Source organism: Mesorhizobium sp. WSM4815, from assembly GCF_055811575.1.
The window spans coordinates 105481-121103 of sequence record NZ_JBVVQS010000092.1; the positions used below are offsets into that span (position 1 = coordinate 105481).

At 64.1% G+C, this 15623-nt stretch carries 9 protein-coding genes and 2 pseudogenes; 9 read left to right on the top strand and 2 right to left on the bottom strand.

Annotated elements, in window-relative coordinates; translation table 11 throughout:
* The first annotated feature begins 238 nt into the window (after positions 1 to 238).
* The 6 genes from AC0L2B_RS14710 (at position 239) to AC0L2B_RS14735 (ending at position 7695) form a co-directional block, all read left to right on the top strand.
* Entirely contained in the window at positions 239 to 2611 is a 2373-nt protein-coding gene (locus tag AC0L2B_RS14710; RefSeq protein WP_473745845.1) for a hypothetical protein, read from the top strand.
* On the top strand, positions 2604 to 4118 hold the full coding sequence (locus AC0L2B_RS14715; protein ID WP_473745846.1) for a hypothetical protein: 1515 nt from the start codon (positions 2604 to 2606) through the stop codon (positions 4116 to 4118). The genes AC0L2B_RS14710 and AC0L2B_RS14715 overlap by 8 nt, the downstream gene beginning before the upstream one ends.
* Before the next feature lie 1056 nt (positions 4119 to 5174).
* Entirely contained in the window at positions 5175 to 6140 is a 966-nt protein-coding gene (locus AC0L2B_RS14720; RefSeq protein ID WP_473745847.1) for an ABC transporter substrate-binding protein, read from the top strand.
* Positions 6137 to 6829, top strand: coding sequence for a L,D-transpeptidase (locus AC0L2B_RS14725; RefSeq protein ID WP_287065731.1), 693 nt, complete (start codon positions 6137 to 6139; stop codon positions 6827 to 6829). Before AC0L2B_RS14720 ends, AC0L2B_RS14725 begins: the two co-directional genes overlap by 4 nt.
* Before the next feature lie 166 nt (positions 6830 to 6995).
* Positions 6996 to 7214 (top strand): hypothetical protein, encoded by a 219-nt coding sequence (locus tag AC0L2B_RS14730; protein ID WP_473745849.1) that lies wholly within the window; start codon positions 6996 to 6998, stop codon positions 7212 to 7214.
* A gap of 241 nt (positions 7215 to 7455) precedes the next feature.
* Positions 7456 to 7695: a hypothetical protein gene (locus tag AC0L2B_RS14735; protein ID WP_023803696.1), complete on the top strand. Its 240-nt coding sequence runs from the start codon at positions 7456 to 7458 to the stop codon at positions 7693 to 7695.
* A gap of 513 nt (positions 7696 to 8208) precedes the next feature.
* Here the strand turns inward: AC0L2B_RS14735 and AC0L2B_RS14740 are convergent.
* Positions 8209 to 10254, bottom strand: a complete 2046-nt coding sequence (locus AC0L2B_RS14740; RefSeq protein ID WP_473745850.1) for a BTAD domain-containing putative transcriptional regulator — start codon at positions 10252 to 10254, stop codon at positions 8209 to 8211.
* Positions 10255 to 10498: 244 nt separating this feature from the next.
* On the opposite strand from AC0L2B_RS14740, the gene AC0L2B_RS14745 reads away from it, so the two are divergent.
* The 3 genes and pseudogenes from AC0L2B_RS14745 to AC0L2B_RS14755 form a co-directional block, all read left to right on the top strand.
* A complete protein-coding gene (locus AC0L2B_RS14745; RefSeq protein ID WP_128176608.1) occupies positions 10499 to 11587 on the top strand; it encodes a PLP-dependent cysteine synthase family protein in 1089 nt (362 codons plus the stop codon).
* A gap of 20 nt (positions 11588 to 11607) precedes the next feature.
* Complete coding sequence (locus AC0L2B_RS14750; RefSeq protein ID WP_473745851.1) at positions 11608 to 12879, top strand: aminotransferase class I/II-fold pyridoxal phosphate-dependent enzyme; 1272 nt, start codon at positions 11608 to 11610, stop codon at positions 12877 to 12879.
* 110 nt (positions 12880 to 12989) lie between these two features.
* Positions 12990 to 13514 (top strand): annotated as a pseudogene (locus tag AC0L2B_RS14755) (pyridoxal-dependent decarboxylase); the annotation flags it as partial.
* Positions 13515 to 13798: 284 nt separating this feature from the next.
* Here AC0L2B_RS14755 and AC0L2B_RS14760 read toward each other — a convergent pair.
* A pseudogene (locus tag AC0L2B_RS14760) lies at positions 13799 to 15438 on the bottom strand (ABC transporter substrate-binding protein).
* Positions 15439 to 15623: the final 185 nt, after the last annotated feature.

A 15623-nucleotide genomic window follows, 5' to 3' on the forward strand; every position in this document is an offset into this window, starting at 1 on the left:
TGGCGGCCATAAGCTTCCCGCAGAAGCATTTACTCTGCAGCCCGCGTTCTCGCCTTGCAGTTGGGTGGGTGGTTCGCGGCTTTGGAAGCAACACGCCTCAACCATGCTCGACCACAGTTTCCTGGCCCGAACACCAAGATAAGCAATGGTGCTGCTATCCTCAGGGGTTCTCGGATACGCTTTTCTTAAGCCTATTGATGCTATGAAGTCCGGCTGACAGGTGTCAGGGGGACGGAACTTGGGGTTCAAACCTACCGAAATCGCAGGAATCCAGCCGTGGCGGAAGGCGGTCTTCACCACCTACGCGCTCAGTCTGTCGTTCTTCGAATCCGTCGTTCTCGATGCACTCGTGCGGGGCCGCAGCCAGGAGGCGCTGATCCTCGCCGACGTTGAAGGAATCCGATCCGGACTGAGCGAGCAGGGAGCGCAGCGCGTGGGTCGCGACTACGAGATCGAACCCGTTTCCGTCAGCAACGGGGTCTTTCACCCCAAGGTCTCCGCGTTTGTATCCGACGAGGACTGCCATCTCATCGTCGGATCGGGCAACCTCACCTTCAGTGGATGGGGCCGCAATCTTGAGACGGCCGAGCACCTTCATCCCTCGTTTGCAGCCGATGCCTTCCACGGGGCCGCGCGATTCTTTGAACTGCTCGGCGGTCAGCGGGGAATTACGCACGGGGCGCAGGAAGTGTGCGCGTCACTCGCACAGGATCTCTCGCGCGCGGCAGGCCGCGGACGCGGGGATGGTTCGGTGCGCTTCCTGCACAGCCTCGAAGGAAGCATCGCCCAGTCCATGGAAGACATCACCGGAGAACTCGGCGGCGCGACCCGCCTCACGGTTGCCGCGCCCTTCTGGGACGGCGGCGGAGCGGTAGACGACCTCTGCAGTCGGCTGAAGCTGGAAGAAGTGCACGTTCACGCGCATGCGGGAGGCACGGTGCGGGGCACGGCAGGGGCCAACTGGCCGTTCGGCGCGAAGTTCCGGGTCGTTGCGGTAGCCGCAGAACCGTTTACGGAGACGGCAAACAGGAAGCTGCACGCCAAGGCATTCGAAGTGGCCTGCAGAAACGGCAGGCTTATCGTCTCCGGAAGCGCGAACGCCTCCGGGGCGGCGCTGACCGGTTTCAATGTCGAGGCCTGCGTGGCGCGCGTGCAGCGCGGCTCGACGGTCAACTGGCATCTTGTCCCCGCCGCTGTGCCGCTTCCCGTTCTCCCTTTGGAAAACGAAGCAGAAGACGATGGCCCGCAGCCCGGCGTGCTGCGCGCATCCGTAACTGGCGACGCAATCACGGGACGCGTGCTCTCGCCCAGGATGAAAGGGCCTGCCCAGATCCTTCATTATGGGTCCGCAGGATGGAGGCCGCTCGCCGATGCGTTCCTCGACGATGAAGGGAGCTTCAACGTCGCGATCCCCGGATTCGAGGCCGCGTCGCTGCGAGGGGGGCGCGTCGTTTTCAGGGTCGAGGCGGGACAGAGCGCCGCGGAAGGGTTTGCATCTCTCTCGGCCATTACGGGCCTGAGACGGTTCGCGGGAAAGGCTGCGGCCAGTCTCATGGCTATTCTCGGCGGCACCGAAACGCCTGACGACTTCCGTGTGCTCCTAGAATGGGCGCACGACAATCCCGGCTTCCTCCGGCCCGAGATCGCCGGAGGCGGAGGGAGCGCGGCACCTAAGCCGGCGGGGCCTTCCATGATCCCGACATCGGATCTGTGGAGCACGGGCGGCTCGGCAACGGCGATGCCGGGCGGCGGGGAAGCCGGCCGGGGCTGGGCCCGGTTCGTAGATGCGCTCCTGTCCGCGCTTAAAGAGCGCCGCGGTCCGATCGGACGCGATGACAACGAAGACGAACCCGAACCGGGCGACGGCCGGAAGAAGCCGAAGTCCGGAAAGGCCGACGGCGGAGCCAATCGGGATCCCCTCGAAGTCCTCGATAAGGTGCTCGAGGCCATGCTTGCGAAGGGAGCCAGCCGCGAGACGGCGCTCAGGGCGATGACCCTGGTGGCCTATGCATGTGACAGACTTACCGACCGTGTAACCGCAGGCAAGGCCGAACAGTGGCTGAAGCGTGTGGTGGATGCCTACTGCGCCGCTGCCGTGGAAGGACCTCTGGACGAAGAGGCCGCATCGGCGATCCTCGCCCTGTGCGGACCTGATCCGTCCCCGGACGCAGCGCGCGCGGCGCGCCAGCGAATCATGAGGACCGGAGGCGACCTCGACGGAGACTGCCCTACCACAAAGCCAGCGGAACCGTTCATCGCCGCGATAGGGCGCGAGGCTTCCTACGAAGCGGCCTGGGCCAGGATCGTAGAGATCAGGACGTGGCGCGAGCAGGCAGGGGCATACGCCGCTGCACTGGCAGACGGCAGTCCCTGCGACGGATATGCCGAACTGCTCGGCTCGTGTCCCTCGGAATCGCAGCTGATGGCAGACGCTTTCGCATCCGAAACGGCTCGGCGCCGCGTTTACATAATGAGCGGCACGGGATCGTGCTGTAACCGCCGCATGACGCTCCCCAAGATTGAGCAGGGAAGGCTAAGAAGCTTTGGCGTGGCCCGATCGGCCAACTGCTGCCAGAAAGTTCTCGTTCTGCCGGAGGGTGTCGATGGCTAAGCGGACAATGGCCGAAATCCTGTCCGAGGCCAGCGCGGCGGGTGGACCCAGCGTCGTCGTCGACACGCAGATCGCGCATTCCTCGGTAGATCCGTGCGGCCTGCGTCAGACGAACTTCGACCTCATGAACATGGTGGCTGACGGCCTAAACAACGTCGCGAGACACGTCAGGCCGTTCTCCTTCGTCTCCTGGGCGTGGCGCCGCGCGCTGAGGCTCGCCAAGGCCGAGGGCAGGCCGGACACCGACGCAACGGTCCTTGAAGACTTCGTGGCGCGCTGCGAGGTCATCTTCGCCTGGTCGATCTTCATCTCGGGAAGCCAGACGGATCTTCCGGGACGGCAGGCCATGGCGCAGCTGCTTGGCGCGCAAAACATGGACTTCCACGGAGCGGCGTGGGAAGCCTTCCGGGAAGGTCGCGCCGACAGCACATCGCTCTCCGCCGCAGTGAATTACGGACCAGGCCTCAAGTCGCTGGGCTGGCTCGGACGCAACGACATGAACGCGAAGGTTCTAGTGCCCCCAAGCAACGTCGACGCGGCTCTCGATGCATTCGAAGCCAAGATTGCCGACCGCCTCGGCCATCCTGCATTTTCGGGTTTCGGCCCGGCGACGGTCACGAGAGAAGAAGCACTTGCATGGGCGCAGGCATGGATGCCCGACGAACTGACGGAAGAAGAACGCAGACATGCAGCGAGAACCCTGACCGGCGACCTTGCTACGGAGACCCGGGCGGAGGGCATGAAGCTGCTTCTGCACGCCGCCGCCCGCCCCGAACTGGGTTCGACCGAAGCGGTGAGGTCGGCTCTCGCAGGGGAAGACCCCGGCTTCGAGGTCCCAGAGGGGTTGGAGAGAGCGGCCGCGCGGTGGCGACGGCTCCAATACAGGCAGCTGTTCCGCTACGCAGTGGAGTCCCTTCTCGCATGGACCCTGGACAGGCTGGCCCAGTCGGACGGCCCGCTAGGCACTCCCGCACTGGTCTCCACCTTTCTCGGCGAAGCCGTAATCGACGGGGCCGGACCCGCATCCGACTGGCTGGACGGAACGGACCCCACAACGCCACCGTCGTCCGCGACGGTGGCTATCGCCGACGCGCTACGCAGCCAGTCAAGGGAAGGCCTCGCCGCCGCGATCGCGCAAGCGCTCGCCCTGTGCATCGCCCACTCGCCGCACGACCCGGAAACCTTCGACCGGGAAGACCGCCTGCCGCTGCGAAGGGCGGGTAGGGAAGCGAACGCCCGCCGGCATGCGCAGGCGCGTGAACTCGTCCGTCACGCGATCGAGACATGGGCGATAGCGCAGCACGTCTACTGGGCGGTAGGAAGGGGACTGCAGGACGCGCGCGGTGGCGGCAAGACGATCCTGCGCCTCAAGCTGGTGATGGAAGAGGGTGGCTGGACGGCGCTGCCGGGCAGGAGCAGGCTAACTCCCGCGCCCACTCCGGACAGGATAGAAACAGCTATCTCCCTGGCCGCAGAGTGCGGCCTCTTTCCGGAGGTGGCGGCCTGACCTCGTCCTCACGCCAAGCACGGCGCTACCGGGCATCGCAACTGCACCCTATCTGCTTGACCGCGTCGTCAAAGTCGAACGGATTCTGTTCGATGCGCAATCTTGATCAATTCGAAGAATCGAAGAACTTGCAATGGAAATCACAGTAAGCCTGCGCTTGGGCCGACCGACTACGAGGAGCCGCCTCTCGGCTATACGAAGAAGGTGTCGCTGTACCGCGGCCTGAGCCAAGGCGGTTGCCCGGCTCGGCACCCCATCCGGACAGTCCCGAACTTGGCGTGACGGGCCGTCCGCGCCCGGCAAGCCCCGGCGTCTGTGGCCCTGTCGAAAACGACATGGTTCGTCTTGTCAAATCGTTCGACGCGGCCCTCACCGCTGTGTTGATGGAGCTTCAGCGCACACAGAGCGAAAGCGAAGCTGACGCTCGAAATCGAGGCAGAAGCCCAGCGACGGGTTGCCGAGGGTGACGTTATCATCGATCGGGACAACGCACAGCAGCTCAAGTTCAACTCTGAATCGACCGGTTTTGAAGAGTAATCGTTCTATTCCGCCATTCGACATGCCAACGCTTTGCCTGTAACAGAAACTGTGATAGTCGAGTCATTGACTGTGGCTAAGTTGATTAGCAAAATCAGCAGGTTATGGTGCCACCAAATTTAGAGGTGTGAGTCCTCTTCTGGGCACCAATCCCTTTGTAAGCTCTTGATTTCCTGGAAACCTTAGGTTTCCGGGTCATCAGCTGCTACACAAAGGTGCTGTCGCCTTGCGAATGACCTCACCCAACAAGGCGTCCTGATACGCCCCCTGGTTCGTAAGGCGCATGCCTGCGGACATCTTGCAAGTTGGCGCGCGGCGGCCGCGGTTGTGAGCATCTTCCCATACGGAATGTCATCGAGTAGCGTGCAGGGGCGGCATGTGACGGCGCTCTCCTTGGCGAATGCACTGCTGCACCTTCAGCAGCTGCCGTCAGAAGATGGGGCTGGTGTCACAACCCGGTGCTTGCCGTGACAGATTGTTCCCGTCCGGTTCTTTCGGCACCGAAACGAGGGGAAAGAAATGCACAACCGATTTCGGCGGTGCCTGCGGAGAATGTCGCTGGCGGCATTGACGATGCTGGCAGTTCCGGTCCACGCGGCTGATCTCGTCATTGCAATGCCGAACTGGCCGTCGGGCCAGGCGACGGCAAACATTCTCAAGGTCAGCCTGAAGCAACATTTCGGGCTCGATGCCGATGTGCGCGAGATGGGGACGCTCATTGCCTTTGCCGGCCTCGATTCGGGCGAGGTGGATATTCATCCCGAAATCTGGCTGCCCAACCTGGACAATCTGGTGAAGAAGTATGTCGACGGCGCCGGCACGGTAGCCATCAGTCCCATCGGTGTGCCGGCATGGCAGGGCATATGCGCCACCCGCGAAACTGCCGACAAATTTGGCATCCGCGACATTTCGGATCTCACCGACCCGCGCAAAACCGCCGCGTTGGACACGGATCGGGACGGACGCGGAGAACTCTGGATTGGCGCCGAGGGTTGGTCCTCGACGGCGATCGAGCGTGTCCGCGCCAACAGCTATGGCTACGCCGAGACAATGACATTGCTGGAGACGCCGGAGGATGTCGGAATGGCGGCTGTCGATGCCGCGGTTGCCACGGCTCATCCGATGGTGTTTGCCTGCTATGCGCCGCATCACGTGTTTGAACTGCACGAAATTGTCCGGCTTGCCGAGCCGCCTTTTGACCCGGCAAAGTGGAATATCGTGCTGCCTTCCGAGGATCCGCTCTGGGTCTCGAAGTCCAGCGCGCCGGTGTCATGGGATACGGCACATTTCCACATCGCTTACGCCACCTCGCTGCGCAAGAAATATCCTGAGGTGGTCGCGTTCCTGGAACGGGTCGCCCTCAAGCCCGAGGACGCCACCAAGATGAGTTATGCGCTCCAGGTGGAGCGCCAGGATCCTTACGAGTACGCCAAACAATGGGTCGCCGCGCAGGGCGCTCGGGTGCAAGGGTGGGCAAATCCATGACCGGAAAGCTGACGATCGCGGGACGCACCGCTCTCCAGCGGCGCTGCCTGACGGCAATTGTCGCGGTAGCGCTCGGTCTTGTCGCGGTGGCGGCGCTGGCTGCCGGAACCCAGGTTTTCGATCCGAAAACCCGCAAATGGGTGGACTATGACCGCGCCAAGGCGCGCAAATACTATGCCGCGCATAATCAAGTGCCAGAGGCGTTTCGCCCGCAGATGGTCAAGTTCCGCACCGCGGAAGCGCCCGGTACGATCATCATCGACGGCAACCAGCATTTTCTCTACCTTGTGCAGCCGGGTCAGCGCGCCATGCGCTACGGGATTGGCGTCGGCCGGGAAGGCTTTGGATGGGCCGGAATCGTGCGCGTCGGCCGCATGGCGGAATGGCCGACCTGGACGCCGCCGGCCGAAATGGTCGCTCGCGATCCGAATGCTGTCAAACATGCGGGAGGCATGCCGGGAGGGCCCGACAACCCGCTCGGCGCCAGGGCGCTCTATCTGTATGAGCGCGACCAGGACACGATCTACCGGATACACGGTACGCCGGAGCCGTGGACGATCGGGCTCGACGTGTCATCAGGCTGCATCCGGATGCGGAACGACGACATCACCGACCTGGCATCGCGCGTCAAGGTTGGGGCCAAGGTCATCGTTCTCATGCAGGGGGCGGCACTTTACAAGGGTGTTTGAAGCCGGGGTGTGTGAAGCCGGGGTGTGTGAAGCGGCATTCGGAGAGGGACAAGCAATGTCGGCAAAACCTGCAGTGGGAACTTCGATCCGGGCAACAATTGGGTTCCTGGCGGGGGCCTTGAGCGCTTGCGTCAGCACGCCGCCGCCGCCGCCGCCTCAGGACCAGATGTCCAGGACCCAGGTCGAGACGGCCCCGGCCGACCTTCAGCTGCTTTGCGCCGACGCAGCCGCCAAGGCGAGCGGTGCCGACAGCAGCAAAATACTTCCGGTTTCGTCGAGCAAGATCGATTCCACAACCTATCGGGTCGAGCTCGATGCCAGCGGCAAGAAGACAAGCTGCCTTGTCGATTCCGAAGGCAATGTCAAATCCGTTCAGCCCACCTGATCCGCTCTGGTCGAAGGATTTTGCGGCGATCTGACGATTGCCGCGAACGTGGCGTCGGCTTCGGACGTGACGATTGGTGGCGACCAGCCGCGGCGAGGTTCAGACACTAGGAGAAAAAGCCCGGCCGACGGCAGCGTGTCTCAACCCAGCGGCATCATCGCGATTGGCAGGTTCGGGCATTCGCTGTACCATTCCTGCGCCGGTCGGCGAAATTGCGCGTTCCGGCAAGGGAGAAACGTCCATGTTACGATCAATTTCGCTCGCGGTTTTCCTGGCGGTCGTTCCTGCGGCAGCCTTTGCAAATTCATGCCCGACCATCATGGCCGCGATCGACGCGGCGTTGCCGACCGCGACGCTGGCCGAGGCCGACATGAACAAAGTCAAGGAACTGCGCGCCCAAGGCGAGAAATTGCACGCCGCCGGCGATCATGCAGGGTCGGAGGCTGCGCTCAACCAAGCCAAGTCGATGCTCGGCATATAATTGCGGCAAGCCGGCTGAGAGAAGCGCGAGAATGCAGCGGCTCAGGATAAATGCTGATCTGTAGTGATCCTTCGCGCCCCCCTCTGTCCTGCCGGACATCTCCCCCACTTGGGGGGAGATCGGCCGTCATCACCGCCTTCGCGAACCGCCACCGATGCAGGAGCGAGCGGTGCGCCCAAGCTGCCAATCTCCCCCTTGTGGGGGAGATGTCCGGCAGGACAGAGGGGGGGCGCCTCGCTCCGCCATAAAAGGTTCTGCACCGTCGTGACGCTCTGATGTAACGGCATGGATCCCAGGCTCTCCGCCACGTCGCTTCGCTCCTGCTCCGCCCTGGGATGACGAAGGGAGGGGTGTTTCGGCTAATCCTGGAGGTTTGCGATTGCCACTGAGATTCGCCGCTGAAAGTGCTGTGGACCTTCGCTGCCGGCCGTCGGGCAGCCAAATCTCCAACGCTGGCGATTGGCATAAACCACCACGACTTCGGTAGGCCGAGTCAGGGCCGCGTGGGTTGGTTCACCCCAAGCCGATGCGCCTGGCGCCTTGCCGGAACAGGGCTGCGGCGTCCGGCTCGAAGCGAAAGGTGCCGATGAAATCGTCGGCGCAGTAGTTCGGCAGCGTCTTGCGGATAGCGGCCGCGAAAGTGCGGGCCTCGTCAAGCCGCCCCGCCAGCGCCAGGCAGTGCGCCGCGATCGCCAGGATGATGGCATGGGCGTTGGGACGGGCGGCGGCCTTCAGCGCCCATTCGGCGGCCTCGTCGAACTGGCCGAGGCGGACATGCGCCATCGCCCTGGCGCCGAGCATGCCAAACAGCAGCGGATCGAACGGACTGAGATGGCGCGAGTGATCGGATGAACCGATCGCCGCGTTCGGATCACCCGACTGCGAGTGGACAAACGAAAGCGCGTAATGACCGAGCGCGAAGTTCGGGCTGAGGTCCACCGCCCGTTCCAACTCGATGAGGGAGCCGTCCTGCTCGCCGCGCAACCACAGCGCCCGGCCCATGGCCCAGTGCGCGGCCGGATTGTGATCGTCGATCAGAAGACTTTGGCCGGCGGTCTCGAAGGCGAGCGCGCTTTCCTGGTCGCGGTCTCCCCAGCGCTGAAAGGCGTTCTGCCAATGGGTGAAGGACAGGCCGGTATAGGCGCGGGCGAAGGTCGGATCGAGCTTCAATGCCATTTCGAAGAAATGCCGGGCCTGCTCGTTTTCCGTGCGGGTGAAGCGATACATGTGCCAGAGGCCGCGATGGTAGGCTTCCCAGGCGTTCAGCGAGCTGGGGGCTTTCAGCATGGCGCGGTTGCGTTCGACCATCTCGATCTCGGCGGAGATCGACGAGACGATGCTGTTGCCGATATCGTCGAGGACGGCAAAGATGTCGTCGGGCCTGCGTTCGAAGGTTTCGGCCCAGACGATCCTGGCCGTGCGCACCTCGACAAGTTCGACGCTGACCGCGACACGGCCAGCCTGGCTGCGCACCGTCCCGGTGGCGACGTAGTCGACGTTGAGCCGCCGGCCGGCATCTTCCGGCGCGATGTTCTTTTCGGCCAGCGCAAAGACCGAGCCGCGGGCGATGACGAAAAAATCCCTGAGCTTGGCCAGACGGGTGATGATGTCGTGGGTGAGGCCGTCGGCCAATCCACCGCAAGAGGGGCCACCGCAAGAGCCGCCGACAGCCGCCTCCTCGACAAACGGCATTACCGCGAGCGACGCCTTGCACGGTGCAGCAACACCGGAATCGGGAAGCACAATTGACGTTTTGGCGGCTGCGGGCGACAGCGCCGGCTGCGGCCGGAGCGTCGCGGCAGGTCGTTCGCTGCGGATCGTCCGCCATGCCTCACGAACGGGTCCGAAATCGAGATCCTCCGAGGCAAATAGCTGCGCCGCCGAAGCAAGATGGTCCTCGCAGGCGGCGATCTGGCCATGCCGCGCCAGGCTTGCCAGAAGAGCCACGTGCGCGCGCGCGTCGAACGGATTGAGTTCCAGCCATTTCTCCAGATGCGCGGACATTTCGTCGGCATCCGCCGGGAGCTTGCTGACGAGCTGTTCCAGAATGGCGGCGTGCCACGAGCTGAAGCGGCGGCGTTGCGCGATCAGCCAGCTGTTGAAATGCGGGCTGCGGTCGATCTCCAGCCCGTCGAGGAAGTCGCCGACGAATAGTCTGGACAGGGCCTGCAGCCGCTCAAGATCGAGCGTCTCGATGCCCGTGGCGGCGGCCGAGGCGACATCGAAGGCGTCGACGGAAACGCCCTTCAGATCGAGCGCGACCGTGTCGCCTGATGTTTCGATCCTGTGGCGATCCGATTCGTCAAGAATGCCCCTGAGCTTGCTGAGGCACCAGCGAAGCTCGCCGCGCGGATCGTTCGGCACATCCCACAAAAGCTCGCACAGACGGCTGCGGCCGACGGCATGCGGCGCGAGCGCCAGATAGGCGAAGAGCGCGCGCAGCTTGCGCGATGCCGGCAGTTGCACGGTGGCGCCGTCACGGATGACCGTCAGCGGCCCGAGCAGCCGCACGGACAGCCCGGCCGCTGCGCCGTCCAGGCTCGATCGAGCGGATTCCACGTGCGTTTCCACGCTTGCTCCCACGCTGGCCAGTTGTCCTCTGTTTTACCATCGAAAGCGATCGAGGGCATCCGGCAACGAATTTTCCGCGCCGGTTGCCCGCATTGCCAGCTTTCCGGGCCGCGTTGACGGCAACGGACCGTATCGCGGCAAGGTCTCGAAACCTCGCCGCCCAAGCCACCGGTTTGTAACCGGCTCGTGACAACGAACACCTCGTGACGACAACAAAAAGGGGAGAGCAGACATGTTGCAGCAACGGAAAATCAGGACCACGGCCGGTCGCGGCCGCCTGTTCGACAGCATTATCGACACGGTCGGCGATACGCCGGTGATCAGGATCAACAATCTCGGCCCCGATCATGTGACGATCTATGTGAAGGCCGAGTTCTTCAATCCGGCAGCGTCGGTGAAGGACCGGCTGGCGCTCAACATCATCGAGGAGGGCGAGCGCAGCGGCGCCCTGAAACCGGGCCAGACCGTCGTCGAGGCGACCAGCGGCAACACCGGCATCGGTCTGGCCATGGTCTGCGCGCAAAAAGGCTATCCGCTGGTGGTGACGATGGCCGACAGTTTCTCCATCGAGCGTCGCAAGCTGATGCGCATGCTGGGCGCCAAGGTGGTGCTGACGCCGCGTGCCCAGAAGGGTTTTGGCATGTACAACAAGGCGGTCGAGCTCGCCAAGGCCAATGGCTGGTTCCTGGCCCGCCAGTTCGAGACCAAGGCCAATGCCGCCATTCACGAGGCGACGACGGCGCGCGAGATCATCAACGACTTCGCCGCATCGCGGCTCGACTGCTTCGTCACCGGCTACGGAACCGGCGGCACCGTCGTCGGTGTCGGGCGCGTGCTGCGCCGCGAGCGTCCCGAGATCCGGATCGTGCTGGCCGAACCCGCCAATGCCCAGCTCATCGGCAGCGGCAAGGCGCAGGAGCGCGGCGCCGACGGCGCACCCGCCGCCAGCCATCCGGCCTTCGAGCCGCACCCGATCCAGGGCTGGACGCCGGATTTCATTCCCAACGTCCTGCAGGAGGCGGTTGACGCCAGCCTCTATGACGAGGTCGTGCCGATTGCCGGGCCCGAAGGCATCAAATGGGCCAAGGCGCTGGCGCAAAAGGAAGGGATTTTCACCGGCATCTCCGGCGGAGCGACCTTTGCCGTGGCACGCCAGATCGCCGAAAAAGCTGCACCCGGCTCGGTGATCCTGTGCATGCTTCCCGACACCGGCGAACGCTACATGACGACGCCGCTGTTCGACGGCATCGAAGCCGAGATGGACGCGGAGGAAATGGCTCTTTCGCAGTCGACACCCAGCGGCCAGTTCCCGGCCGAGTAGCGGGAGAGGGAGAAACCACCATGGACGCGACGCCAAAATCCTCCGGCATGGCTTTCGAAGAAACGCTCGACATGCGCCGCCTGCAGCAGGGGGAGTGCGTCGTGCCAATCGCCACCGTGTCCAGCCGGATGCTCGCCGTCACAGAGGAAATGCGCACGGTCATGGATTTTGCGCGAAATGTCCTGGAGGGCGACGGCCTGGGGCCCGATGCCTGCGATTTCATGTTCGGCAATCCGCAGGAAACGCCGTTGCGTGGATTTGTCGATGCATTGATCCGCCACGTCGAGCCACAGGATGTTCACTGGTTCGGTTATAAAAAGTACGATGCGCTGGCGCGCGAAACGGTGGCCCGTTCGCTCAGCCAGGCGCGAAGCCGAAACTACAAGCCAGACGACATTGCGATCACCGCGGGAGGGTTCGGCGCGATAGCGGCTGCGCTGCTCGCCGTGCTCGAGGTGGGAGAGGAGGTCATCTATCCGCGTCCCGGCTGGTTCGCCTATGGTGCCCAGATTCGCGGCGCGGCAGGGACACCCGTCGCCGTCGACCTAGCACCGGGAACCTATGACCTCGATCTCGAAAGGATTGAGGCAGCGATCACCCCGCGCACCCGCGTGGTGGTGGTCAACACGCCGCACAACCCGACCGGCCGCATCTTTCCCCGCGCTCAACTCGACGCGCTCGCCGACAAGCTCGCGGCCGCGTCCGAAAGATTTGGCAAGGTGATTTATCTCCTTGCCGACGAGCCCTATGCGCGACTGGTGTTTGACGGCCATGCGCATATCAGTCCGGCCGAGAGCTATCCGCACACGCTGATCGCCTATTCCTTCGGCAAGACCTTGCTCGCGCCCGGCGAGCGCCTGGGCTGGCTCGCACTCGGGGCGGACATGCCCGAGGCCGATCGCATACTGTTGCGCGAGGCTGTCGATATAGCGCAGGTTTCGCACGGTTGGGCTTTCGCCGGCCGTACCCTGCAGCGGGCACTGTCTGATCTCGAGAAGCTCAGCATAGATGTCGCAGCCCTTGCGCGGCGCCGCGATCGCATGGTCGAAGGCTTGAGGGCAGCGGGATACGACCTGCCGGTGCCTGAAGGTACCTTCTATCTCATTCCACGCTCCCCAATACCGGACGACATGGCCTTCGCGGCGCGCCTCGCAACTGACGGTGTCTGGGTGCTGCCCGGCAGCGTCGCCCAATTGCCTGGACGTCTGCGGATCAGTTTGACTGCAAACGACGGCATGGTGGAGCGCTCTTTGCCCGTCTTTGCGCGAGCGATCCGGGAAGTCGCAGCCTAACTCCTCCTGGCGAGCAGGAGCTCACACAAGGGCTTCTGGTCCATCGCTTGAGCGATGGCTGGCGGCCCGTTGCAATCGACTGCTGAATGCCAAATTAATAGGTCCTGATCCTAGTCAGGGATGCTTCAGCGCATCGCAAACCCTTCGCGGTCACGCCGGAATATCTGGAATCGACGCCGCGCGGCCTCGCGTCGGGCCAGTGGCTGCATGATTTTGGCCTGCAGACGTCACGCGGTTTCAGGGCGCTGAAAGTGTGAATGGCGCTGAAGCAGCACGGCATCGAGAAATTCGGCCGGCTGATCGACCAAAACATCGCACAAGGCCACTATTTCTCCGGGCTGATCGAGGCTGAACCGACCCTCGAGCTGACGGCGCCGACCAGCATCAACATCGTCTGTTTTCGCTACCGCGGCGACGGGCTGACGGCAGAGCGGCAGAAGGCGCTCGACACCGAGATCATGCTGCGGCTGCAGGAAGACGGCATCGCCGCCCTTTCGGACACGACGGTGCACGGCCAGCATTGCCTCAGAGTAGCGATCAACAACCACCGCACCAGGCGCGACGATCTGGATTTGTTGGTGCGGGAAACGGTGCGGCTTGGGCAGGAGATTTCAAGGCCTGGCGTCGCCGGCTAAGGATCCTGGCAGTCACCTCAGACAAATCACAGCGCCCAAGCGTGTGGGGTGATCGACTGTTGATGTCGGCGCTGCCCCTCACCTGCCTGCCGGCATCCTCTCCCCGTAGAACGGGGAGAGGGGCGCTTTCATTAATGGTTTCGTTCAATCACCAGCGTTACAGGAAGGGCACCGGCATTGAGGCCAGCCCCTTCTCCCCGTCACTATACGGGGAGAAGTGCCCGGCAGGGCGATGAGGGGCAGCGCAAACCTGAAACGATTGCCCGTGTGCCCCGCAACGAGGATCACGCCTCGAGCCAGACCTTCTCGAAATGCTGCTCCAGAGACTGATGCTGCTCGCAGCCGTGCACGCCCTTGCGGAACGTCCGGTAGACCGAGCGCCAGTAGGGCTGGATGATGATGCCGGAATCGCGCAGATTCCGCTCGATCTTGGCCATGATCTCCTTGCGCGCGCTGGCGTCGGGTGTGGCCAGCGCCTTGTCGAGCAAGGCGTCGAACTCCGGATTGGCGTAGGCGGTCTCGTTCCAGGCAGCGCCCGATCTGTAGGCCAGCGCCAGCACCTGGACGCCCAGCGGCCGGCCGAGCCACTCGGTGCAGGAGAAAGGATATTTGCTCCAGTCGTTCCAGAACGTCGCCGCCGGCAGCACGGTCCGTTTGACCTTCAGCCCGGCGTCGCGCATCTGCGCGGCGATCGCGTCGCCGGTGTTCTTCTGCCAGTCGACATCGCAGAGATGAGCTCGTATTCGTGATCGGACTTGCCGGCCTCGGCAAGCAGCGTCTTGGCTTCGTCGACATTGCGGACGGCCGGGCCGATATCGGCGTATTCGGCATGCATCGGGCCGACATGATGGTTCTCGGCCGGCTTGCCGCGGTCGTCCATGCCGATCTTCAGGATTGCGGCATTGTCGACGGAGAGCTGGGCGGCGCGCCGCACCCTGATGTCGTCATAGGGCGGATTGCCGACGTTGAAGCGCGCGACGATGGTCGAGCCGGTGGCAAGCTCGGAATTGCTCAGACCCATGGCGTCGGTCTGCGAGACGGTATCGGCGGCGGTTTCGTGGTTGGTGTCGATCTCGCCCGATTCGAAGGCCGAAAACATCGCATTGGGATCGGAGCCGTAGTCGACCCATTGGATGCCGTCGAGCCAGAAATCGCCCTTCCACCACGGCTTGTCCTTGCGGCGGACCTCGGCGCCGACCTCGGCGTCCCATGCCACCAGTTCGCAAGGTCCAGTGGTGATCGCCAAGGCCTTCAGCGGATCGCCGTCGCCGTCGTAGCTGCGGTGCATGATCAGCGCCGGATAGTCGGTCATGCCGGCAATCAGCGAAATGTCGGGCTTAGGCAGATTGAGCCGGACGGTAAAGTCGTCGACACGCTCGATGCCGCCGTCGATCGGCTTCTTGGTGGCGGCGTCGACCAGCGCCCCCATCCGCTCGGCGACCGAATTGCCGGCGACGCCGGCGTCGCACCAGCGCGTCAGATTGTGGACGACATCGTCGGCGTTGAAAGTGTCGCCGTTCGACCAGGTGATGCCCTTGCGGACGTGCAGCGTCAGCACGCGGGCGTCGTCGCTGGTCTCCCAACTCTCGAGCAGCCACGGCTCGAAGGTGAAATCGCGGTTCCAGCGCACCAGATATTCGTTGCAGTGGCGGGCGACATTGGACATTTCGACGCCGTCGAAGGTGCGCGGGTCCTTCCAGCCCTTGACGTTCATGGCGACGCGCAAGACGCCGCCGCGCTTCGGCTCCTGCGCCCTGGCCGGGGAAGGCGCGAGACCGACAAGCGCCAGCGCGCCGGCGACGCTGACGCCAAGTGCTGCCATGGTGGCGAGATATTCGCGCCGGTTCATGCTGCCTTTTTTAAAACCGTCGGCGACGGGCTCGGCCTGCGGATGCAGCGCTCTTTCGGTCAGCATCAACTTCATCGTCGAATCCTCCCTGTCGGGGGGCCGGCCGCGCGGGGGGCGGGGGGGGGGGGGGGGGGGGGGGGGCGCGGGGCGGCGGGGGCGGGGGGGGGGGGGGGGGGGGGGGGGGGGGGGGGGGGGGGTGGGGGGGGGGGGGGGGGGGGGGGGGGGGGGGGTGGGGGGGGGGGGGGGGGGGCCGGGGGGGG

What these genes read in the sequence shown, in the direction of transcription:
- AC0L2B_RS14725 (WP_287065731.1), top strand. Translation starts at nt 6,137, where the DNA reads ATGACCGGAAAGCTGACGATCGCGGGACGCACCGCTCTCCAGCGGCGC.
- AC0L2B_RS14735 (WP_023803696.1), top strand. Translation starts at nt 7,456, where the DNA reads ATGTTACGATCAATTTCGCTCGCGGTTTTCCTGGCGGTCGTTCCTGCG.
- AC0L2B_RS14730 (WP_473745849.1), top strand. Translation starts at nt 6,996, where the DNA reads ATGTCCAGGACCCAGGTCGAGACGGCCCCGGCCGACCTTCAGCTGCTT.
- AC0L2B_RS14745 (WP_128176608.1), top strand. Translation starts at nt 10,499, where the DNA reads ATGTTGCAGCAACGGAAAATCAGGACCACGGCCGGTCGCGGCCGCCTG.
- AC0L2B_RS14720 (WP_473745847.1), top strand. Translation starts at nt 5,175, where the DNA reads ATGCACAACCGATTTCGGCGGTGCCTGCGGAGAATGTCGCTGGCGGCA.
- AC0L2B_RS14750 (WP_473745851.1), top strand. Translation starts at nt 11,608, where the DNA reads ATGGACGCGACGCCAAAATCCTCCGGCATGGCTTTCGAAGAAACGCTC.
- AC0L2B_RS14715 (WP_473745846.1), top strand. Translation starts at nt 2,604, where the DNA reads ATGGCTAAGCGGACAATGGCCGAAATCCTGTCCGAGGCCAGCGCGGCG.